Annotated in this window: 16 protein-coding genes and 1 tRNA gene; 10 read left to right on the top strand and 7 right to left on the bottom strand. The window is 73.0% G+C overall.

What is annotated here, in order from left to right:
• Window position 1: 1 nt before the first annotated feature.
• Window positions 2-901, bottom strand: coding sequence for a M23 family metallopeptidase (locus HHX41_RS32170; protein WP_182908951.1), 900 nt, complete (start codon window positions 899-901; stop codon window positions 2-4).
• 100 nt (window positions 902-1001) lie between these two features.
• Between HHX41_RS32170 and HHX41_RS32165 the strand changes: the two genes are divergently transcribed.
• From HHX41_RS32165 to nrfD, 4 genes are all read left to right on the top strand, one after another.
• Entirely contained in the window at window positions 1002-3983 is a 2982-nt protein-coding gene (locus tag HHX41_RS32165; RefSeq protein ID WP_182908950.1) for an AfsR/SARP family transcriptional regulator, read from the top strand.
• Window positions 3984-4016: 33 nt separating this feature from the next.
• Entirely contained in the window at window positions 4017-7184 is a 3168-nt protein-coding gene (gene fdh / locus HHX41_RS32160) for a formate dehydrogenase (RefSeq protein WP_182908949.1), read from the top strand.
• Window positions 7177-7923 carry a 4Fe-4S dicluster domain-containing protein gene (locus HHX41_RS32155; RefSeq protein WP_182908948.1) on the top strand — a complete coding sequence of 249 codons (747 nt, stop codon included), beginning with the start codon at window positions 7177-7179 and terminating at the stop codon, window positions 7921-7923. The genes fdh and HHX41_RS32155 overlap by 8 nt, the downstream gene beginning before the upstream one ends.
• Window positions 7924-8020: 97 nt before the next feature.
• A complete protein-coding gene (nrfD, locus tag HHX41_RS32150; RefSeq protein ID WP_259401468.1) occupies window positions 8021-8956 on the top strand; it encodes an NrfD/PsrC family molybdoenzyme membrane anchor subunit in 936 nt (311 codons plus the stop codon).
• A gap of 52 nt (window positions 8957-9008) precedes the next feature.
• Here nrfD and HHX41_RS32145 read toward each other — a convergent pair whose 3' ends face one another.
• A complete protein-coding gene (locus HHX41_RS32145; protein WP_182908947.1) occupies window positions 9009-9548 on the bottom strand; it encodes a DUF6886 family protein in 540 nt (179 codons plus the stop codon).
• Between the two features lie 86 nt (window positions 9549-9634).
• Entirely contained in the window at window positions 9635-10648 is a 1014-nt protein-coding gene (gene selD / locus HHX41_RS32140; protein ID WP_182908946.1) for a selenide, water dikinase SelD, read from the bottom strand.
• Window positions 10649-10736: 88 nt separating this feature from the next.
• Here selD and HHX41_RS32135 point away from each other — a divergent pair.
• A tRNA-Sec gene (locus HHX41_RS32135) sits at window positions 10737-10830 on the top strand.
• 233 nt (window positions 10831-11063) lie between these two features.
• Window positions 11064-12014 carry a hypothetical protein gene (locus tag HHX41_RS32130; RefSeq protein ID WP_259401467.1) on the top strand — a complete coding sequence of 317 codons (951 nt, stop codon included), beginning with the start codon at window positions 11064-11066 and terminating at the stop codon, window positions 12012-12014.
• A gap of 86 nt (window positions 12015-12100) precedes the next feature.
• Here the strand turns inward: HHX41_RS32130 and HHX41_RS32125 are convergent, their stop codons facing one another.
• Complete coding sequence (locus tag HHX41_RS32125; RefSeq protein WP_182908945.1) at window positions 12101-13243, bottom strand: pectinesterase family protein; 1143 nt, start codon at window positions 13241-13243, stop codon at window positions 12101-12103.
• Between the two features lie 344 nt (window positions 13244-13587).
• Here HHX41_RS32125 and selA point away from each other — a divergent pair, with 344 nt between their 5' ends.
• Both selA and selB read left to right on the top strand, forming a co-directional pair.
• A complete protein-coding gene (selA, locus tag HHX41_RS32120) occupies window positions 13588-14877 on the top strand; it encodes an L-seryl-tRNA(Sec) selenium transferase (protein ID WP_182908944.1) in 1290 nt (429 codons plus the stop codon).
• 122 nt (window positions 14878-14999) lie between these two features.
• A complete protein-coding gene (gene selB, locus HHX41_RS32115) occupies window positions 15000-16766 on the top strand; it encodes a selenocysteine-specific translation elongation factor (RefSeq protein WP_182908943.1) in 1767 nt (588 codons plus the stop codon).
• Here the strand turns inward: selB and HHX41_RS32110 are convergent.
• Window positions 16758-17165 (bottom strand): PPOX class F420-dependent oxidoreductase, encoded by a 408-nt coding sequence (locus HHX41_RS32110; protein WP_182908942.1) that lies wholly within the window; start codon window positions 17163-17165, stop codon window positions 16758-16760. The genes selB and HHX41_RS32110 overlap by 9 nt on opposite strands.
• Before the next feature lie 69 nt (window positions 17166-17234).
• Between HHX41_RS32110 and HHX41_RS32105 the strand changes: the two genes are divergently transcribed.
• Window positions 17235-17852, top strand: coding sequence for a TetR/AcrR family transcriptional regulator (locus HHX41_RS32105; RefSeq protein ID WP_182908941.1), 618 nt, complete (start codon window positions 17235-17237; stop codon window positions 17850-17852).
• Window positions 17849-18763, top strand: a complete 915-nt coding sequence (locus HHX41_RS32100) for an NADP-dependent oxidoreductase (protein WP_182908940.1) — start codon at window positions 17849-17851, stop codon at window positions 18761-18763. The genes HHX41_RS32105 and HHX41_RS32100 overlap by 4 nt, the downstream gene beginning before the upstream one ends.
• A gap of 105 nt (window positions 18764-18868) precedes the next feature.
• On the opposite strand, the gene HHX41_RS32095 is transcribed toward HHX41_RS32100, so the two are convergent.
• On the bottom strand, window positions 18869-20158 hold the full coding sequence (locus tag HHX41_RS32095; RefSeq protein ID WP_182908939.1) for a deoxyribodipyrimidine photo-lyase: 1290 nt from the start codon (window positions 20156-20158) through the stop codon (window positions 18869-18871).
• Between the two features lie 69 nt (window positions 20159-20227).
• Window positions 20228-20839 carry a DUF998 domain-containing protein gene (locus HHX41_RS32090; protein ID WP_182908938.1) on the bottom strand — a complete coding sequence of 204 codons (612 nt, stop codon included), beginning with the start codon at window positions 20837-20839 and terminating at the stop codon, window positions 20228-20230.
• Between the last annotated feature and the right edge of the window lie 545 nt (window positions 20840-21384).

Raw genomic sequence — 21384 nt, 5'->3', positions numbered from 1 at the left:
GTCAGCCGCAGTGCTCGAAGGGGCTGTCGTAGCTGGACGAGCCCGCCTTGCCGCCCCACTTGACGCAGGTGTCGGCGGCCGATGCGCGGACCGGTCCGGCGTAGTAGCCGTAGTTGCCGGAGTCGGTCACCCGGCTCCTGCCCTGGACCTCCAGGTAGGCGCTGGTCGCCGTGGCGGTCCCGAGGGAGGTCTTCTTCATCGTGACCACGCAGTTGTTGCCGTTGCCCGAGTTGTAGAGCAGGTAGACCGTGCCCGCCGTGCCGAGGGCGGCCGAGTCGATCACGGAGTAGCCGCTGCCGCAGACCTCCTGCGGGGTGTAGGGGTTGGCCGAGCCGCCGCCGCAGTTGTGCGAGGTCACGGTCTGCGCCGGATAGCCGAAGGTGACCCCGTTGAAGACCGCCTTCTGGATGTTGGCGGGGTAGGACGTGTCGGTCGTGCGGACCTCGTAGTGCAGGTGCGGCGCGATGTTGTTGCCGGGCTTGCTGGTGTTGCCGACCTCGCCGATCTTCTGGCCCTGGGAGACCTGCGCCCCCTGGCTCACCGACCGGACGCGCAGGTGGGCGTAGTAGGTGGACCACCCACCGCCGTGGTCGATCTTCACGAGGTTGCCGAAGCCGTTGGCCGAGCCCTGGTGGGCCGAGATCACGACCGTGCCGGCCGCCGCCGCCACGACCGTGTCGCCGAGGTCCGCGTCGGCCGTGCCGCCCCGGTTGAAGTCGATCTCGTACGACTGGTGCGCGCTGCTGGCGCTCGAGTTGCCGGTCCACACCTGGCCGCAGGGGAACGGCATCTGGAAGTCCGGGCGCGGACCCGCCGCGGAGGCCGCCGGGGCGGTGGCGGCGCCGAACGCGAGGCCGAGGACCACCGCGAGGCCCGCCGTGACAAGCGATTTGAGTCTCATGACCAAAAAGAGTCGGAATCCGGCGCACAAAAATCATCAAGAGTCGGTACAAAGGGTGGGCGAGTCATGGCGAACCGGTCCTTCGAGGAGCAACGCGGTCATGACAGTCGATCAGCCCATGTTCAGCGTGCTCGGTCCGCTGGAGGTCCGCCTGCCGGGGGCGTCACCACGGCTCGGCGGCCCGAAACCCCGCATGCTCCTGGCCACCCTCCTCCTCCACGCCGGCCACACGGTCGGCGGCGGCGAGCTCGCCGAGGTGCTGTGGCCGGACCATCCGCCGCGCTCGACCGCGGCCAACCTCCGCACGTACGCGAGCGCCCTGCGCGCGGAGCTCGGGCGGACCCCGGCCCGCATCCGGGCCGTCGGCGCGGGGTACGCGATCGAGCTGCCGCCGCAGGAGCTCGACCTGCTGCTGTTCGAGGAGCGGGTGACCGCCGCGCGGGAGTGCCGGGCGCGGGGGCGGCCGGACGAGGCGGCGGAACTGCTGGCGCGGGCGCTCGCGCTGTGGCAGGGCGTCCCGCTGGCCGACCTGCCCGGCAGCCCGCTGTGGGATCGCCGGCTCGACCGGCTCGCCCAGGCCCGGCTGCGCGCCGCCGAGGACCTGGTCGAGCTGCGCATGGCGGCCGGGGAGTACGGCGAGGCGGCCGGGGAGCTGCGCGCCCTGCTCGCCGACCACCCGTTCCGCGAGGACCTGTGGCGCCGGCTCATGCTGGCCCTGCACTGGTCGGGGCGGCAGGGCGAGGCGTTGCACGCCTTCACGGCGATCCGCGAGCAGCTCGTGAACGAGCTCGGCATCGAGCCGGGGCCCGAGCTGCGCCGGGCCCACGAGGCCGTGCTCGCCGGGGAGCCGCCCCCGCGACCGCCCGCCCCGCCCGGTTTCCTCGCCGCCCCCGCGTTTCCGGCCGCTCCGGGTTCTCCCGGCGCCGCGTGGTCTCCCGGTGAGTCCTGTTCGCCCGCCGGCCCGCCGGATCCGTCCGCCGCGCCGGTGGCCGGCAGAGCCCTCGTCGTGCCGCGTCAGCTGCCGCCCGATTTGGTGGACTTCACCGGGCGGGCCGCCGAGGTCGCGGCGCTGTCCCGGGCGCTCGCCCCCGGCGGGGTCGCGGTCGTCACCGGGCCGCCTGGCGTCGGCAAGACCGCGCTCGCGGTGCGGTGCGCGCACGCCGTCCGCGAGGCGTACCCCCACGGCCAGCTCTTCCTGTCGCTGGGCGGCACCGCGCCGCCCGACGGCGCCGCCGGGTCGCCGGCCGGGCCGGGGGAGCTGCTGGCCGAGGCGCTGCGCGCGCTGGGCGCGGCCGAGCCGCTGCCGCCCACCGTCCACGAGCGCGCCGCGCTCTACCGCACGTTGCTCGCCGAACGGCCGATGCTCGTCGTGCTCGACGACGCGGCCGGAGCCGCCCAGGTGCGGCCGCTGCTGCCGGGCGGCGCCAGTGCCGTCGTCGTGACCGGCAGGCGCCGCATCACCGAGCTGCCCGGCGCCGCGCGGATCGACCTGGACGTCCTGCCGCAGGCCGAGGGGCTGCGGCTGCTGACGGCCATCGTCGGCGCGGAGCGGCTGAGGCGGGAGCCGGAGGAGGCCGCCGCCATCGTGCGGGCCTGCGGCCGGCTGCCGCTCGCGATCCGGGTGGCCGGGGCCCGGCTGGCGGCCCGCCCCGGCTGGTCCCCGGCCGTGCTGCGCCGGCGGCTCGACGACGAGACGGTCAGGCTGACCGAGCTGCGCGCCGGCGACCTGGAGGTGCGGGAGTCCTTCGACCGCAGCTACCGCCTGCTGCCGGACGACGCCGCGCGCGCGTTCCGCGCGCTCGGCCTGCTCGGCACCCGGCCGCTGCCCGGCTGGGTGGTCGACGCCGTGCTCGACCGGCACCGCAGCGACGACGTGACCGACGTGCTGGTCGACGCGAACCTGCTGCGCCCGGTCGGGACCGACCCCCTCGGTCAGCCCCGCTACCGGCTGCCCGACCTGCTGCGCGTCGACGCCAGGGACAAGGCGGGGGAGGTGGACATGCCCGCGCTGGCGCGCGTGCTGGCGGGCTGGACGGCCGCCGCCGAACACGCCACGGCCCGGTTGCCCACCACGGTCTTCCGCCTGGCCTCGCCCGCCGCCCGGCGCTGGCGGCTGCCCGAGGACGCCCTGCGCCGGGTGGCCGCCGATCCGGTCTCCTGGTTCGGCGCCGAGCACGAAACCCTCGTCGAGGCCGTACGGCTGGCCGCGCAGGCAGGGCTGGCCGCGCAGGCGGGGCTGGCCGGCGCCGCCTGGGGCCTGGCGGCGGCGCTCGTGCCGTACTTCGACCTGCGCTGCCACCTCGGCGTCTGGGAGGAGACCCACCACGTCGCCCTGGAGGCGGCCCGCTCCGCCGGAGACCGGGCGGGTGAGGCCGCGATGCTGCGGGGGCTCGGCCAGGTGGCCCTCTACCGGGACAGGTACGCCCAGGCGGCAGGCATGTTCCGCCGCTCCCGGGTGATCTTCCGTACGCTCGGGGACGTCAGGGGCGAGGCCGTGTCGGTCTGCGGGCTGGGCGCGGTCGGCCAGTTCCGGGGCGATCCGGCCGCCGCGTCCCGGCACTTCCGCAGGGCCCTCGGGATGTTCGTGTCGCTGGAGGACCGGTCGGGCGAGGCGTACGCGCGGCAGGCGCTCGGGCGCACCTGCCTGAGCACGGGCGACCTGACCGGCGCCGCCGACTGGCTCGGCGGCGCGCTGCGCATGGCGCGGGAGCTCGGCGACGCCCACCGGGAGGGCTGCGTGTCGCTGCAGATGGGCCGCCTGCACGACCTCGCGGGTGAGACCGGCAGGGCGATGCGCGCCCAGGGCCGCGCGCTGACGATATTCGAGGGGTTCGGCGACCGGCACTGCGCGGCGTACGCGATGCAGGGCCTCGGCGGGCTGCAGGCGGCCAGGGGCGACTGGCGGCACGGCTCGGCCAGGCTGGAGAGCTCGCTGGCGATCTTTCGGCAGCTCGGCGACCGAAGCGGGGAGGCCGCCACGCGCCGGCTGCTCGGCGAACTGCACCGTTCGTCGGGACGCCGCGCCCTCGCCCGCGGCTATCTGCGGGCGGTCACCTCTCGCCGAACCGGCGAATTCCCATGATTAGGGCGCGGCGGCAGGGGCAGGACAGGCGTCGTGGGTGGTGGATGGCTCTCCCGCTGGCCGGTGATCCGGCAGCTCAAGGGAGAGGACGGCAGAGGGCGGGCGGCGCGCTCGGCGCGTACGGACGCCCTGCGGCCCCGGGTCGAGGACGCCGAGACCGTCGCCCGTTCCGTCTGCCCGTACTGCGCCGTGGGCTGCGGCCAGCTCGTCTACGTCAAGGACGGCAAGGTCACCCAGATCGAGGGCGACCCCGGCTCGCCGATCTCCCGCGGGCGGCTCTGCCCGAAGGGATCGGCCAGCAAGCAGCTCGTCACCCACCCCGGCCGCCAGACGAAGGTCCTCTACCGCAGGCCGTACGGCACCGAGTGGGAGCCGCTCGACCTCGAGACCGCGATGGACATGATCGCCGACCGGGTCGTGCGGACCCGGCGCGAGACCTGGCAGCAGACGCACGAGGGGCAGGAGGTCAGGAGGACTCTGGGCATCGCCGGCCTGGGCGGGGCGACGCTCGACAACGAAGAGAACTACCTGATGAAGAAGCTCTACACCGCCCTCGGCGCGATCCAGGTCGAGAACCAGGCGCGCATATGACACTCCTCCACCGTCCCCGGTCTGGGGACCAGCTTCGGGCGTGGGGGCGCGACCCAGTACCAGCAGGACCTGGCCAACGCTGACTGCATCGTCATCCAGGGCTCCAACATGGCCGAGTGCCATCCGGTGGGGTACCAGTGGGTGATGGAGGCGCGCGAGCGCGGCGCGAAGGTCTTCCACATCGACCCGCGCTTCAGCCGGACCAGCGCGACTGTGGACAGGTACCTGGCGATCCGCGCCGGCACCGACATCGTGCTGCTCGGCGCGCTGATCAACCACGTGCTGTCGAACGGGCTCGACTTCCGGGAGTACGTCCTCGCGTACACGAACGCCGCGACCCTGGTGAACAGGGACTTCCGCGACACCGAGGACCTCGACGGCCTGTTCTCCGGCTTCGACGAGGAGACCGGCAGGTACGACCCGTCGACCTGGGCGTACGAGGGCGACGTGCCCGAGGAGGAGGAGCTGACCGAGGGCGGCAAGCGCCACGCCGAGGCGGCGGGGTCCGACTCCTACGGCGCGCGCGGCGCGGGCGCCAGCGCGACGCCGCCCGAGGATCCGACGCTGACCGACCCGCGGTGCGTGTACCAGATCCTCAAGCGGCACTACTCGCGCTACACGCCCGAGATGGTCGAGGAGCTGTGCGGCATCCCGCGGGAGCAGTTCGACGAGCTGGCCGAGGCGATCACCGCCAACTCGGGCCGGGAGCGGACCACGGCGTGGGTGTACTCGGTCGGCTGGACGCAGCACTCGGTCGGCGTGCAGTACATCAGGGCCGCCTCGATCCTGCAGCTCCTGCTGGGCAACATGGGCCGGCCCGGCGGCGGCATCATGGCGCTGCGCGGGCACGCGAGCATCCAGGGCTCCACCGACATCCCGACGCTGTTCAACCTGCTGCCGGGATACATCGCGATGCCGCACGCCCACCGGCACGACGGCCTCGACCACTATCTGGAGCGGGAGGGCGCCGACACCGGCTGGTGGGGCAACCGGCGGGCGTACGTCGTCAGCCTGCTCAAGGCGTGGTGGGGCGACGCGGCGACGGAGGCCAACGACTACTGCTTCGACTACCTGCCGCGCCTCACCGGCGACCACGGCCACTACGCGACGGTCATGGGCCAGATCGACGGCACGGTCAAGGGCTACTTCGTCGTGGGGGAGAACCCGGCCGTCGGCTCGGCCAACGGCAAGGCGCAGCGGCTGGGCCTGGCCAACCTCGACTGGCTGGTGGTCCGCGACCTCGTGCTGGTCGAGACCGCGACGTTCTGGAAGGACGCGCCCGAGATCGAGACGGGCGAGCTGCGGACCGAGGAGATCGGCACCGAGGTCTTCTTCATGCCGGCCGCGAGCCACGTGGAGAAGGAGGGCACCTTCACCAACACCCAGCGGCTGCTGCAGTGGCGGGAGAAGGCCCTCGATCCGCCGGGCGACTGCCGCAGCGACCTGTGGTTCTACTACCACCTCGGCAAGCGGGTCAGGCAGCGGCTCGGCGACGACGAGATCGACCGGCCGGTCATGGAGCTGACCTGGGACTACCCGGAGATCGGCGCGCAGCGCGACCCCGACGCCGGGGCCGTCCTGCGCGAGATCAACGGCACGGCCGCCGACGGCCGCCTGCTGGCGTCGCTGCGCGAACTGAAGCCCGACGGCTCGACGAGCTGCGGCTGCTGGATCTACTGCGGGGTGTACGCCGACGGGGTCAACATGGCGGCCCGGCGCAAGCCGCACACCGAGCAGGGACCGGTCGCGCTCGAATGGGGCTGGGCCTGGCCGGCGAACCGGCGCATCCTCTACAACCGTGCCTCGGCCGACCCGCAGGGCCGCCCGTGGAGCGAGCGGAAGAAGTACGTCTACTGGGACGGCACCAGGTGGACCGGACCCGACGTGCCGGACTTCGAGGAGGACAAGGCGCCCGGCTACCGGCCGCCCGAGGGGGCCAAGGCCGAGCACGCGCTGGCCGGCACCGACCCGTTCATCATGCAGTCGGACGGCAGGGGCTGGCTCTACGTGCCGTCCGGACTGTCGGACGGCCCGCTGCCCACCCACTACGAGCCGCACGAGTCGCCGGTGCGCAACGCGTTGTACGGGCAGCAGTCCAACCCCGCCCGTCGCACCGTCGACCGGCCGGAGAACCCGTACAACCCCGCGCTGTCGCCCCGGTTCCCGTACGTCTACACCACGAGCCGGCTCACCGAGCACCACACGACGGGCGCCATGAGCAGGCCCCTGCCGTACCTCGCGGAGCTCCAGCCGGAGGCGTTCTGCGAGGTGTCGCGGGAGATGGCCGAGGAGATCGGGCTGGACAACGGCGGCTGGGCGACGATCGTCACCACGCGCACCGCGATCGAGTTGCGGGTGCTCGTGACCGGCCGGGTGCGCCCGCTGCGCCTGAACGGCAAGGTCGTCCACCAGATCGTCATGCCGTACCACTGGGGATACAGCAGCGGCGGGGTCGTCACCGGGGACGTCGTCAACGACCTGCCGTCGATCGTGCTCGACCCGAACGTCTACATCCAGGAGAGCAAGGCCGGCACCTGCGACGTCCTGCCGGGGCGGCGCCCGCGCGGCAGGGCGCTGCTCGACCTGATCGAGAGGTATCGCGATGGCTGAGCGGATGGGCTTCTTCACCGACACGACCATCTGCATCGGCTGCAAGGCCTGCGAGGTGGCCTGCAAGGAGTGGAACGACGTGCCCGACGACGGGTTCGTGTTCCGGGCCACGTCCTACGACAACACCGGCGCACTCGGCGCGAGCACCTGGCGGCACGTCGCGTTCGTCGAGCAGGACGGCCGCTGGCTGATGATGTCGGACGTGTGCAAGCACTGCACGCACGCCGCCTGCCTCGACGTCTGCCCCACCGGCGCGTTGTTCCGCACCGAGTTCGACACCGTCGTCGTCCAGTCCGACGTCTGTAACGGCTGCGGCTACTGCGTCCCGGCCTGCCCGTACGGTGTGATCGACCGCAGACAGGACGACGGCCGGGCCTGGAAGTGCACGCTCTGCTACGACCGGCTGCGCGGTGGCATGGAGCCCGCCTGCGCCAAGGCGTGCCCGACGAAGTCGATCCAGTTCGGGCCGCTGGACGAGTTGCGGGAGCGGGCCGAGGCGCGGGTCGAGCGGCTGCACGCAGAGGGCGTGACCGAGGCCCGGCTGTACGGCGAGAACCCGGACAACGGAGTGGGCGGCACGGGCGCGTTCTTCCTCCTGCTCGACGAGCCGGAGACGTACGGCCTGCCGCCGGATCCCGTGGTGACCACGCGCGACCTGCCCGCGATGTGGCGCTGGGCGGGCGGCGCGGCGCTCGCCCTCGCCGCCGGCGTCGCCGCCTGCTTCCTGGGACGACGCTGATGCGCGGGCCACGGCGGCGGACGCCGGGCCGGCGGGCTGCCCGCGGTGTCGCGGACGTGACCGGGACGTGCACGAACACTGTTGCGGGGAGGGCCTGATGCCGAGGCGCCGGGACGAGATGGTGCCGGACGCCGAGTTCCGGTCCTACTACGGTCAGCCGGTCATCAAGCAGCCCATCTGGCACGAGCCGCACATGCCGACGTACCTCTACCTGGGCGGGATGTCCGGCGCGGCGTCCGCGATGGCGGCGGCCGCGCGTCTGACCGGCCGCGATCGGCTCGAACTCGCCGCCCGGATGGCCGCCTTCGCCGGGGGAACCGCCGGCGCGGCCTTCCTCGTGGCCGAGCTGGGCAGGCCGATGCGTTTCCTCAACATGATGCGGGTGTTCAAGCCCAGCTCCCCGATGAGCGTCGGGTCCTGGACGCTGGCCGCGCAGGGCGGGCTGACGTCGGTCGCGGTCGGCTCGGCGGTGACCGGGGTCCTTCCCGCGGTGGGCGACGCCGCGACGCTCGCGAGCGGCCTGAGCGGCGTGGCCATGGCCACCTACACGGCCGTCCTGCTGGCCGACACGGCGGTCCCCGCCTGGCACGAGGCGCTGCGCGAGCTGCCGTTCCTGTTCGCCGGGAGCGCGCTCGCCTCGGCGGGCGCGGCCGTCATGCTGACCACGCCGAGGGCACAGGCCGGGCCGGCTCGCGCGGCCGCGGCGGCGGGCGCGATGGCCGAGGTCGTCGCGGGTGGGCTGATGGAGCGCCGCCTCGGGCTCGTCGGCGAGCCGTACCGGCAGGGCAGGGCGGGCAGGCTCATGCGGGCGTCTCGTGTGCTCACGCTGGGCGGCGGCCTGCTCGCCACGGTCGCCGGGCGCAGCCGGGCCCTCACCGCGCTGTCCGGGCTCGCCATCACCGCCGGGGCCCTGTGCACCAGGTTCGGCGTGCTGGAGGCGGGCCGCGTCTCGGCCAAGGATCCCAGGTACACCGTCGTCCCCCAGCGGGAGCGGGTGGACGCCGGCCGCCCCGCCTCCGTCCCCGGTCGCTAGCCGGCGGGCCTGCGTGCCGTGGGCAGGGCGGCGCGCTCTTGTCAGAGCCGCGTCAGGCAGGTCGGGGGCGGGCGTTGCGGAGGCGGATGCCGCTCCAGCCCAGGGAACTGTCGATCACCGAGTCCCAGAACGGCCACAGGTTGTCCAGGAGCCTGAGCTGTATGCCGGCCTCCTCGTGCAGCCGCAGCAGGTCGCCGACGGGTTCGGGCGGGCCGAGAGGCTCGACCGGGCCGGTCGCGACCACCGCGTTCGGCACCGGCTCGCCGAACGGGACGAACTTCTCCGCCGGGAAGCGGTAGGCGTACAAGCGGACGGTCAGGAACGCCTCCAGCCAGCCGTACTCGATGGCGTGGACCCGCTCGCCGCAGCCCGGGCCGATGATGCGTTCCCGGTCGTCGTCCGTGGTCGCCGGGGTCGTCCAGGCCATGGCGCGCGGACATTGGCGGGGAAACCAGTAGTCGGGGCAGCGCTCGGCCGTGACCGCCCAGACGTACGCCTCCGGCTGCCGGGCGGTGGCCGCCACATGCGGGACGAACCGCGTGATCCCGGGGTCCTCGGAGAAATGCAGCACTTCACCGGGCTCAGGTCGCATGTCCCGGGTCTACCACGTGGCCGCCGCCCTCGCCGATACCCCGCACCGCTCGGAGAATCACGGGCGAGCGTGGGCGACGGGCGGCGTCAGGCGAGCCGGATCGCGGCGGCCTCCGCCGGGACGAGTTCGCCGACGACGGGCGCGCCGGGGACCTCGCCGGCGACCAGCAGGCCGCCCGAGGTCTGGGCGTCGGCCAGCAGGAGCAGATCCTCCTCCGCGTACCCCGCCGGGGCGAGGTGGGGCCGCACCCACTCCAGGTTGCGGCGTGTGCCGCCGCTGACGTAGCCGTCGTGGACCGCCTGCCGCGCCCCCTCCAGGTAGGGCACGGCCGCCACGTCGACCACCGCGGTGACGCCGCTGGCCCTGGCCAGCTTGTACAGGTGGCCCAGCAGGCCGAAGCCGGTCACGTCGGTCGCGCACCGGGCCCCGGCCGCCAGCGCCGCCCGGGAGGCGTCCCGGTTGAGCGTCGTCATCACCTCGATCGCCTGCGGGAACACCTCGCCGGTCGCCTTGTGCCTGGTGTTGAGCACGCCGACGCCGAGCGGTTTGGTGAGGGAGATCGGCACGCCGGTCCGGCCGGCGTCGATGCGCAGCAGCCGGTCCGGGTCGGCTAGGCCGGTGACCGCCATGCCGTACTTCGGCTCGGGGTCGTCCACGCTGTGACCGCCCGCGACGTGGCAGCCCGCCGCCCGCGCCACGTCGAGGCCGCCGCGCAGCACCTCCCTGGCGAGGTCCATGGGCAGCGTCTCCCTGGGCCAGCCCAGCAGGTTCACCGCCACGACCGGTTCGCCGCCGACCGCGTACACGTCGGAGAGCGCGTTGGTGGCCGCGATCCGTCCCCAGTCGTACGGGTCGTCCACGACGGGGGTGAAGAAGTCCGCCGTGGCGACGACCGCCCGGCCGCCCTCGATCCTGACCACGGCCGCGTCGTCGCCGTCGTCCAGCCCGATGACGAGTTCGTTCGCGTACGCCGACGGGTCCGGAGCCACGAGCCCGGCCACGATGCGCTCCAGCTCGCCCGGCGGAATCTTGCAGGCGCAGCCGCCTCCGTGCGCCTGCTGGGTCAGCCGGATCCCGGCCCGCTCCGCCGTCTCGGTCATGCCGCCCCCGCTCCGGGTCGTCGTTCGTCCGCCACGCCGCACCGGGGCGTCGGCAGGTCCCTACCCCGTTCCGGCTAGGTTTCTCCCTGGAGGTGTGTGGGCGCCTGGTGGCCCCCGCGGTCTTCAAAACCGACGAGGCCGAGGTCCTCGGCCTGGCGGGTTCGATTCCCGTCCACCTCCGCTCACCTACGTCAAGCCTCCGGCCCCGCCACCGGGAATCCTGCATTCGCCCAGCTCAGGTTGGGTGAGCAGTCATGGCAGTGGTAGATCTGCCGCAAGGTTCGTGGTGGATCTGCCGGACAGGAGAAACGTTTTGCTTAGGCCGGAATAGTCATCGCTTCTGACCGAAATCCGTGACACCGAGCCGAGCGAGACGGCCGTCACTTTCCGCAATGTCCTGCTAACGTTCCGTGGCATGCCGTCCCCCCTGCATGACACGCTCAACCTGCTGTTCCGGCACAGGCCGGAGTTCGCCGTGGAGATGCTGCGCGACCACCTTGGCGTCGACGTGCCCGACGGGCTTCCGGTGCAGGTCGCGAGCAACGACTTGAACGACCGCCCGTCCATCGATCTACGGCCGGATGTCGTGATCACAGTCGGGCCCCGGCATTCTCCACTTCACGCGATCGTGGTGGAGATCCAGCAGAGGGAGGAACCGGGCAAGCTGTCGGCGTTGCCTCGATACGCCGCCGCCCTGTGGCTGCAGTTGGCCTGCCCGATCACCGTGCTGATGATCTGTCCGGGGGCTCGTACCGCGAAATGGGCGGCGGCGCCGATCCGTACCAGCCTGCCCGGCTACACCTTGACCTGCCAGGTGATCGGTCCGGATCAGATCCCGCCTGTCACCGATGCGATGGAAGCGGCGGCCCATCCGGAGTTGGCCGCGTTGTCGGTGATGGCCCACGGTGAATATCCGCCGGTGATGGAGGCGTTCGTGGCTGCGCTGCGACACCTACCCGATGAACACGCACCGCAATACTATGAATACGCATACCGACTCGCTTCGCAGGCCGCCAGACACGTCATGGAGAGAATCATGGAAACCACCACTTGGCCGGTCTACAGCCCCTTCGCCCGGCAGCATTATGGGAAGGGTCTCGAAGCCGGTCTCGAAGCCGGTCGCGAGGAGGGGCGCGAGGAGGGGCGCGAGGAAGGTCGGAGACGGGGACGGGCAGAGGGTGAAGCGAGGGCGGTGCTGACCGTCCTGGAGGCCCGGGGGATCGCTGTTTCCGGCTCCGACCGTGCCTTCATCGAGGCGTGCACCGACCTGGGACTGCTCGATGAATGGATGCGGCGTGCCGTGACCGTCACCCGCACCGACGACCTGTTCGTCGAGCCGCGAGAGTCCGAGCAGTCCGACGGCTGAGGCGCTCGGCCGGTGGGCGCAGGGCCGCTCTGGGGGTGGTGACTGCGAAGTGACCGGTCGCCGCCCTCCGATGCGTCAACGCGGGGTCAGCGGGTGATCGGACGAGGGAGCAGGGCGGGGCCGGGGCGCCAGTCGCCGAGGTAGTTCCCGGGGGTGTGCTCGACGGCCTGCTCGGGGGTGAGCCGCGGCCGGTTCTCGGGGACGGGGACCGCGGCGCCCGGGCCGGTGTTGCGGAACTCGGCGAACCGTGCGTCCTGCCAGTGATACCCCGAGCTCATGTCCACGTACGGCGTGGCCGCGTCGATCGAGGGCCCGATCCAGGTCTCGCGTACGACCAGTGACGGGAGGGCGGTCGGGTCGCTGCTGGGCCGCCAGGGCCGGGCCAGGCCGAAGGACGCGTCGGCCGCCGTCCCGTCGATCACGCAGCGCACCGCCAGGTAGCCGTGGGGGTTGGCGGCCGCCGTGCTCGGCGCGAACACGAAGCCGTACGGACGGAACGTCACGTCCCTGGCCAGAGTGGTCAGCTCGCACCGCTCGAAGACGGCGGTCGCGCGGCCGAAGACGAAGTCGACGTCCCCCTCGATGTGGCACTCGCGGTAGTACTGCCGGGCGAAGGACGCCAGGGTGCGGGTGTCGGCATACAACGTGTCCTGGTGGCCGAGGAACCGGCACCTCTCGAAGTACGACCGGTCGCCCATGACCTTCGCCGCCACCGCCTGGGTGCCCGTGATCTCCGGGTGGCCGGCCCGCAGCCAGTCGTTGGCGAACGTGACGTGGGCGGCGGTGAAGCCGTCGGCCTGGATCGTGGTGGTGGCGCTGCCGCTGGTGCCGTACGTGCCGCCCTCCGGCTTGGGCGTGCCGGCCGCGTTGCCGTAGACGATCACGACGTTGCGCGCGTCGCCGGTCGCGCCGAGGAAGCACAGGCCGGTCTTGGCCTGCGGCACGAGGACGGTCTCCCGGTATGTCCCGGCCGCGATCACGAGGGTCCAGCCCTCGGCCGGCGAGTCCGGGGTCGCGTCGACGGCCGCCTGAACGGTGATGTGGTCCCCTCGGCCCTGGGCGTCCACGTAGAGCGTCCGCGTGTTCAGCCGGCGGCGGGGCGAGCCGTACCGGCCGAAGAGGGGCACGTGGGCGGCGCGCGCGGGTGACGCGACCGTGAAACCGAGGATCGCGGCGGCGGCGCCGGTCAGCGCCTGCCGCCGGCTGATGTGGGGGGTGAGGGACGACATGATGACTCCTGTGGTCACATATATGAACTTCTTCCTCACATGAGAACACCAGCACCGTAAGATCCGCCTCCGGTCATGTCAATGACGCGTCGTGGCCCGAGTCGCAAGACGATGTCAAGTGATCTCCAAGCCGGATCGGACAGCATTGCCGTCTCCCGCCAGGGAGGAAAGGACCCCGACGAGATCGAGGTCCTGAACTGCGCCGACCGGTGGCACAGACGACGTCTCCCGTCCGCTGCCAGAGCCGACAAGCCGGCGCGCCGTCGTGCCCCCGGTCGGCGCGCCCGACGGCGCACGGCTCCGCCCTGCGGGGCGGGCCGTGCGCCGTCGCTGTAATTTGAAGTGTGGATCCACGGAGGCGGGTGCCGCGCACCGACGCCCTGCTGGCCGATCCGCGGCTGGCCGCCGCCATCGGGCGGCTCGGCCGCCCGGTGGTCAAGGACGCGGTCGCGCGGGCGCAGCAGCGGGTACGGCAGGGCGAGATCGAACCGGAGGACGTCGCCGGCGTCGCGCTGGCGGCGCTGCCGCGTCACGCCACGAGCCTGCGTCCTGTGCTCAACATGACCGGCGTGCTGCTCCACACGAACCTGGGCCGTGCGCCGCTGTCCCCGGCCGCCGTCGAGGCGGTGACGGTGGCGGCGGGGGCGACGGACGTGGAGTTCGACCTGGCCACGGGGGCCCGGGCCCGCCGCGGACGCGGCGCGGTCGAGGCGCTCGCGCGGGCCGTGCCCGCCGCCGAGGGCGTGCACGTGGTCAACAACAACGCGGCCGCCCTCGTGCTGGCCGCCACCGCGCTCGCCGCCGGACGGGAGATCGTGATCAGCAGGGGCGAGCTGGTCGAGATCGGCGACGGTTTCCGCATTCCCGACCTGCTCGTGTCCACCGGCGCGCGGCTGCGCGAGGTGGGCACGACAAACCGCACGGCCCTGGCCGACTACCGCGACGTGATCGGGCCGCAGACGGGGTTCGTGCTCAAGGTCCACCCGTCGAACTTCCGCGTCGAGGGCTTCACCGGTTCGGTCGAGGTGGCCGAGCTGACCGGGCTGGGCGTGCCCGTGGTCGTCGACATCGGGTCCGGCCTGCTCGACCGTGATCCGCTGCTGCCCGAGGAGCCCGACGCGACGAGCGTGCTGCGGGCCGGTGCCGACCTGGTCACCGCGAGCGGCGACAAGCTGCTCGGGGGCCCGCAGGCCGGCCTCCTGCTCGGCCGCCGCGACCTCGTCGAACGACTCGGACGGCACCCGCTCGCGCGGGCGCTGCGCGTGGACAAGCTGACGCTGGCCGCGCTCGAGGCGACGCTGCGCGGCCCGGAGCCCCCCGTACGACAGGCTCTCCACGCCGATCCGCTCATCCTCCGCGAGCGGGCCGAGGCGCTGGCGAAGGCGATGTGCCAGGCGCGCGTGGATGCCGTGGCCGTGCCCGCGGACGCGACCGTGGGCGGGGGCGGGGCCCCCGGCGTGCGCCTGCCGAGCGTGGCCGTGAGCCTGCCGGAGCGGCTGGCCGTACCGCTGCGGCGGGGCGAGCCGCCGGTCGTCGGCCGGGTCGAGGGCGGCCGCCTGCTGCTCGACCTGCGCGCCGTGCCGCCGGAGCGGGACGGCGAGGTCCTGGAGGCCGTCCTTGGAGCGGCCGGCTGATGGCCCCCGCCGCCCACGCCCGGCGGTGCGCGCTGAAGCACCCGCAGCAGGTGGCCGGCGACCGGCGGGCGCGCTCCCTCCGGTGCCGTTTGGCCGCCGTACGCGTACTCGGGGAGGGATGAATGCACGTCGTGGCCACGGCGGGGCACGTCGATCACGGCAAGTCGACGCTGGTGCGTGCGCTGACCGGGATGGAGCCCGACCGGCTGGAGGAGGAGCGGCGGCGCGGCCTCACGATCGAGCTGGGCTACGCCTGGACGGCCCTGCCCTCCGGGGAGCGGGTGGCGTTCGTCGACGTGCCCGGGCACGAGCGGTTCCTCGGCACGATGCTCGCCGGGGTCGGCCCGGTGCCCGCCGTGATGTTCGTCGTCGCCGCCGACGAGGGGTGGATGCCCCAGTCGGAGGAGCACCTGGCGGCGCTGCGCACCCTCGGCGTACGGCACGGCCTGCTCGCCGTCACCCGCGCGGACCTCGCCGACCCCGCGCCCGCGCTGAAGGACGCGCGTGACCGGCTGGCGGAGGCCGGGCTGGGCCCGGCGGAGGCCCTGGCGGTGAGCGGGCGCACGGGCGAGGGCCTGGACGGGCTGCGCGCCGCCCTCGACCGGCTGGTGGCGGCGCTGCCCGCGCCCGATCCGCACGCCCCCGTGCGACTGTGGATCGACCGGGCGTTCAGCGTGCGCGGCAGCGGGACCGTCGTGACCGGCACGCTGCCCGCCGGTCGCGTCGAGGCCGGCGACGAACTGGAGCTGGACGGCGAGCCGGTGCGGGTGCGCGCCCTTGAGTCGCTGAAGGAGCACGTCGAGTCGGTCACCGGGGTCGCGAGGGTGGCGCTCAACCTGCGCGGGCGGGTCGCGCCGGAACGCGGGCGCGCCCTCGTCACACCCGGCGCCTGGACGACGACGGACCTGGCCGACGTGCGCGTGACGATGGCGGCGGGCGCCCGCGGGCCGCTTCCCGCGCGGCTCACCGCCCACATCGGCTCGGCGTCGGTGCCGTGCGAGGTGCGTTCGCTCGGGCCGGAGGCGGCCCGGCTGCGCCTGGCCCGGCCGCTTCCCCTGCATCTGGGAGACGCGCTGCTGCTGCGGGACCCGGGCCGCGGGCACGGCGAGCCGCGGGTGCTCGCGCGGGCGACCGTGCTCGACGTGCGGCCTCCGGAGCTGCTCCGCCGGGGGGCGGCCAGGGAGCGGGCCAGGGCGCTGGCGGACGCGTCGGCGGACGCGGTCTCCCTCCTGCGTACGCACCTGCTGCTGCGCGAGGGCGAGCTGGTCGCGATGGGCTGCCCGCCCGGGGGACGGCCGGTGGCCGCCGGCTGGCACGCCGATCCCGATCACTGGTCGGCGCTGTCCGCCCGGCTCCCGGAGGTCGTACGGCGCTACGCCGCCGATCACCCGCTGGAGCCCGGGATGCCGGTGGAGGCCGCCCGCCACGAGCTCGGCCTGCCCGACCGCAGGCTCGTGACGGCGCTCGTACGGCCGCCGCTGGCGGTGGCCGACGGGCGGATCGGCGCGACGGGCGGCGTCCCGACGGGGACCGCGGGGCTGCCCGCTCCGGTCGCCCGCGCGGTGCGGACCCTGCTGGACGACCTGGCCAGGGCCCCCTTCCAGGCGCCGGAGGCCGGGCGGCTGGCCGAGCTGGGGCTCGGGCCACGCGAGCTCGCCGCCGCCGTACGCGCCGGGACGCTGCTGCGCGTCGCCGACGGCGTGGTCCTCGCGCCCGGGGCCGACGCGCGGGCGGCGGCGCTGCTGGCCCGGCTGCCGCAGCCGTTCACGGTCAGCCAGGCCAGGAGCGCGCTCGGCACCAGCCGCCGGGTCGCGGTGCCGCTGCTGGAGCACCTCGATCGCAGGGGCCTCACCGAGCGGGTGGACGAGGTTCGCCGCCGGTCAACGTGAGGGGACGTCGCGCTTGCCGGAGGCGGGGTTGCCGGGGTCGACCCCGAAGCTGATGATCCGCTTCGGGTGCACGCGGATGATCGGGCCGGGCGTCGGGGCCACCGAGTCGGCGGGCTCGGCGATCGCCTCGCCCCACCCGCGAATCTCCAGGCAGCGCACCTGCCAGGGGTCGACGGACGGGACGTCGTCCACGACGAAGGCCACCTTGCCGTTGGCCAGCACGTTGCGGAACTTGCGGCTGGCCGCCATGTCGCGCCCGCCGATGTCGATCGTCCGCAGCTCACGGTTGTAGCGGAACCCGACCGGGCTCACCTGGAGCGTGCCGTCCGGTTGGAGTGTGGCCAGCCGCCCGATCCGCTGACTGTCGAGGTACTCGATTTCGCGCTCCGTGAAGATCATGGCCTCATGATAATCAAATAGTTGATTGATATTTGTCACTCAACCATTTGATTGGCTAGGGTGCGGCGTATGGCTTCACCAGCACGGCGCGCACCACAGGAGCGTGGCAAGGCGGCCGAACAGACCCGCGAGCGGATCCTCAAGGCGGCGGTCGAGGAGTTCGGCGCGAAGGGCTACGCCGGAGCCCGGACGGCCGCCATCGCGGCCAGGGCCGGGGTCAACCAGCAGCTCATCTCGTACTACTTCGGCGGCAAGCAGGGGCTCGTCGAGGAGTTGCGCCGCAGGTGGGCGCGGGCGCAGGAGAGCAGGACGCCGCCGGCCGCGACGTACGCCGAGAGCGTGGCGGCCCACCTCGACGCGACGCTGGACAACCCGGACTGGTCCCGGCTGGTCATCTGGCAGGCGCTGGGCGACGGCCCGGGCGCCGACAGCGACGACGAGTGGGCGCAGGCGCAGCGGGCCCGGCTGCGCGAGGCCGTCGAGCGGACCCGCAGGCGCCAGGAGGAGGGCGAGATCACCGGCGAGCTGGACGCGGAGTTCGTCCTTCTGGTCGCCTACGCCCTGGCCTTCGCGCCCATCGCGCTGCCCCGGATGGTCGAGGGGATCGTCGGCGCCGGCCCGCTGTCGAAGGAATACCGCGAGTGGGTCGCCGGCCAGCTCGCCACGATGACGAGGAGACGCTCATGAGCAGGACGGTCGTGTTCTCCGCCTACGGCGGCCCGGAGGTGCTGCGTGTCGTCGACCTGGCCCCGGACGAGCCCAGCGCGGGGACGATCAGGGTCCAGGTGAGGGCGGCGGGCGTGCAGCCGTTCGACGCGCTGTTCCGCGGCGGGGGAGCCCACGCCTACGTGCCGGCGACGTTCCCGCAGCGGCTGGGCAACGAGTTCGCGGGCGTGGTCGACGCCGTCGGGGAGGGCGTCACGGGTGTGGCCGCCGGCGACGAGGTCGTCGGCTGGGCGATGCTGGCGTCGTACGCCGAGCACGTCGTCGTCCCGCCGGACCAGGTGGTGCGCAAGCCCGCGTCGATGCCGTGGCCGGAGGCCGGAGTGCTGTCCGCGTCGGGGCAGACCGCCGACACCGCGCTGGAGAAGCTGCGGGTCGGCGCAGGGGACACCGTCCTCGTGCACGCGGCGGCCGGCGGGGTGGGCACGTTCGCCGTGCAGATCGCCCGGGCGCTCGGGGCGACGGTCGTCGGCACCGCGAGCGAACGCAACCACGCCTACCTGCGCGACCTCGGCGCGATCCCGGTGGCGTACGGCGAGGGGCTGGCCGAGCGGGTGCGGGCGGCCGCCCCGGACGGCGTGGACGCCGCGCTCGACGCGGCCGGGACCGTGGAGGCGCTGGAGGTCTCGGCGGCGCTCGTGGCCGACCGCACGCGCGTCGGCACCATCGCCTACCAGCCCGCCGCCGACCGGATCGGCGTCCAGCGGCTCGGCACCGAGCGCTCGGCGGCCCGGCTCGGCCGGTTGACCGCGTTGTACGAGAAGGGCGACCTGAAGGTGAGGATCCAGGAGGCGATCCCGGTCGAGGAGGCGGCGCGGGCGCACACCCTGATCGAGTCCGGCCACACCGCCGGCAAGCGCGTCCTGGTCTTCTGAGCAGACCCCATCGAGCTCGCGCGTCGTCGCCGGCCACCTGCCGGCCGCGGACGCGGGGCCGCCCCGACGCCGCACACGCGGGCGGGGAGGAAGCGTCCGGCGGGGTCAGCCTATGAGCTCGCCGCCGAGAGGTGAGGCGGGGTAGCCGGAGACCCCGCCGCGGGCCTTCCACGGCTCGTGGACCAGGCCGCCGGGAAGGGACGCCAGCTCGGGGACGTAGCGCCGCACGTACTCGCCCTCGGGGTCGAACTTCTTCGCCTGCCGGAGGGGGTTGAGCTTGCGGTAGGGCCGGGTGTCGTTTCCCGTTCCGGCGACCCACTGCCAGTTGCCGCAGTTGTTCGGCATGTCGCCGTCGAGCAGCCATTCGGCGAAGTGCTCGAGCCCGGCCCGCCAGTCGATCCCGAGCCGCTTGGTCAGGTAGGAGCCGGTCACCAGGCGCACCCGGTTGTGCATCCAGCCCTCGGCGAGAAGCTGGCGCATGCCCGCGTCCACGATGGGGACCCCGGTCAGGCCCTCCCGCCAGGCGGCCTCCGCCTCCTCGTCGCGCCGCCACTCCACGTTCCCCGGCCGGTAGTCGCGCCGGCCCATCTCGGGGAAGGCGTTCACCACCTGGTAGTGGAAGTCGCGCCAGCACAACTGCCTGACGTACTCCTCGCCGCCCGGCCGTTCGCAGGAGCGGTCCACCACCTCCACGGGCGACACGCAGCCGAAGTGGAGATAGGCGCTGAGCATCGAGGTGCGTCCCGCCATCCGGTCGCGCGTGTCGGCGTAGGCGGCAAGGCCGTCGCCCACCCACTGCCGCAGCCGCCGCCGCGCCTCGCTCTCCCCGCCGCGCACGATCCCGTACGGCTCGGGGGACGCCTCGGGGAGGACGCCGGGGTCGATGCCGGGCGGCAGGCGCATGGGGTGGGGCGCGCCGAGGACCGGCCGTTTCGCGGTGCCCGACCAGGCCCGCCAGTACGGCGAGAAGACCCGGTAGTGGCTCCCGCTGCCGGGTCGCAGTGCGCCGGGGGGCACCACGGTCACACCGGGGAAGAGCCGGAACTCCAGCCGGTGGGCCCGGCACTCGTCCGCGAGGCGCCGCTCCCGGCGCCGTGCCAGCGGGCTGACGTCCTCACTCGCCCAGATCGCCGACGCGCCCGCATCTCCGGCCGCGCGTACGGCCTGCGCCACGGGGTCGCCGTGCCGTACGACGAGGTCGCCGCCGAGCGAGCGCAGGGACGACCGCAGGTCGTGGAGCGACGCGTGGAGGAAGTCGCGGCGGTGCCGGGCCGCGATCGCGGAGTCGAACACGAACAACGGAACGACATGCCGGGCCACGGCACACGCCTCGCAGAGCGCCGGGTGATCGTGAATTCGCAGGTCCCGGTTGAACAGCACGACGACGGTCTCCACGCACGTCTCTTCGTGGTTCCCGGCACCGGTGGTTGCGGGTGGGCGGGTAGATCACGGTGATCGTGACGATCAGGCGCGCAGGGTGTGTACGGCGAGAACCGCAAGCCAGGTCCAGGCGATGGTGACCGAGACGCGCTGGATCAGTCCGCCCACATCGACCAGGCGTTCCTTCTGGGCGAAAGCGGCGGTTGCCAGCGTCATCGTCGCGGCGAAGAGCACACCGCTCGCAACCGAATAGATCGCCCATCCACGCGCGCCCGACCAGGCGAACACGAAGCAGGCCGCGGTCAGTGCCACGAACCCGACCATGGAGAAGAGGGAGTGGAGAATTCCCTGCCGGGTGCTGTGCTCAAGCCGGTCGGGAGTTCCGGGAGGAAAGCCGCTCACCGGATCCGTGGGGAAGATTCCCCCAGAGAGCATGCCGATCGCCCAGACGCCGACCAGAAGTGCGCCCCAGTGTGAGGGTCCGGCACGCCAGAGGCCCACGGCGAAGGCCAGGGAAAGTAGGCCCGCGACGAAGAAATTGGCTGTCTGGGTCCATCCGCGGTCGCCGATGGCGAGGGAGCTGACCGGATGGCGTAGCGGTCTGTAGTGGGCGCGTGCGGCGCCTTCGGTGAGGTACACGACAGTGAAGAGGGGGCCCACCACCAACCCGCAGGCGAGCAGCAGTCGATCAACCATGACGTCAACGTAGGTAGACGCCGACACGAGCGTCAATCCGAATTGGCACGTGCCGGACTGCCTCGCGCCGGGAAATCGCGGAGATCACGTTTCCGTGACCTTCGGCGGCTGTTCCGGGCGACCGCGGCGGAGCTGCTTCACGCCGAGACCGGGCGTGTGCGTGCTGTAATGCCGAAAAAGCATCGAACGCTGGTTATTCCCCGGAGATATGAAGGCTATTCACATCGGATGTGTCTATCGGATGGACGGGGAAAGACGGACGTGGGAACCCGTGCGCCACTGGACGCGCTCGATGCGTGAAAAGAGAATGAAACGCCAGGTCATCCAGCTGTCGGGACGGTCGAGCCAGGTGGAATCCGGCACTTCTCCAGACAAGCGGAGAGAAGGTAACGGGCACCTGTTCTGGGCCCCTTTCGGATGACCATATCGGTGTTATTTGCGGCTTATCCTCAACTCGTGATTTCTATGGTTCTTTTCCTTCCCAACACATCGCAGTCAGTCTAAGATCTCGTTCTATGTATCGGTATGCATCAAGATTTCCTGTT

The organism is Microbispora sp. H13382 (assembly GCF_014161445.1).
Classification (GTDB): Bacteria; Actinomycetota; Actinomycetes; order Streptosporangiales; family Streptosporangiaceae; genus Microbispora.
The sequence above is the reverse complement of the archived record's forward strand: the minus strand, read 5'-3'. Positions and strand labels throughout refer to the sequence as shown.

Coding starts and splice junctions, on each gene's coding strand:
- HHX41_RS32130 (WP_259401467.1), top strand. CDS start 11,064: ATGCCGTCCCCCCTGCATGACACGCTCAACCTGCTGTTCCGGCACAGG.
- HHX41_RS32110 (WP_182908942.1), bottom strand. CDS start 17,165: ATGATCTTCACGGAGCGCGAAATCGAGTACCTCGACAGTCAGCGGATC.
- HHX41_RS32125 (WP_182908945.1), bottom strand. CDS start 13,243: ATGTCGTCCCTCACCCCCCACATCAGCCGGCGGCAGGCGCTGACCGGC.
- HHX41_RS32145 (WP_182908947.1), bottom strand. CDS start 9,548: ATGCGACCTGAGCCCGGTGAAGTGCTGCATTTCTCCGAGGACCCCGGG.
- HHX41_RS32090 (WP_182908938.1), bottom strand. CDS start 20,839: ATGGTTGATCGACTGCTGCTCGCCTGCGGGTTGGTGGTGGGCCCCCTC.
- HHX41_RS32155 (WP_182908948.1), top strand. CDS start 7,177: ATGGCTGAGCGGATGGGCTTCTTCACCGACACGACCATCTGCATCGGC.
- nrfD (WP_259401468.1), top strand. CDS start 8,021: ATGCCGAGGCGCCGGGACGAGATGGTGCCGGACGCCGAGTTCCGGTCC.
- selD (WP_182908946.1), bottom strand. CDS start 10,648: ATGACCGAGACGGCGGAGCGGGCCGGGATCCGGCTGACCCAGCAGGCG.
- HHX41_RS32165 (WP_182908950.1), top strand. CDS start 1,002: ATGACAGTCGATCAGCCCATGTTCAGCGTGCTCGGTCCGCTGGAGGTC.
- selB (WP_182908943.1), top strand. CDS start 15,000: ATGCACGTCGTGGCCACGGCGGGGCACGTCGATCACGGCAAGTCGACG.
- HHX41_RS32170 (WP_182908951.1), bottom strand. CDS start 901: ATGAGACTCAAATCGCTTGTCACGGCGGGCCTCGCGGTGGTCCTCGGC.
- HHX41_RS32100 (WP_182908940.1), top strand. CDS start 17,849: ATGAGCAGGACGGTCGTGTTCTCCGCCTACGGCGGCCCGGAGGTGCTG.
- HHX41_RS32105 (WP_182908941.1), top strand. CDS start 17,235: ATGGCTTCACCAGCACGGCGCGCACCACAGGAGCGTGGCAAGGCGGCC.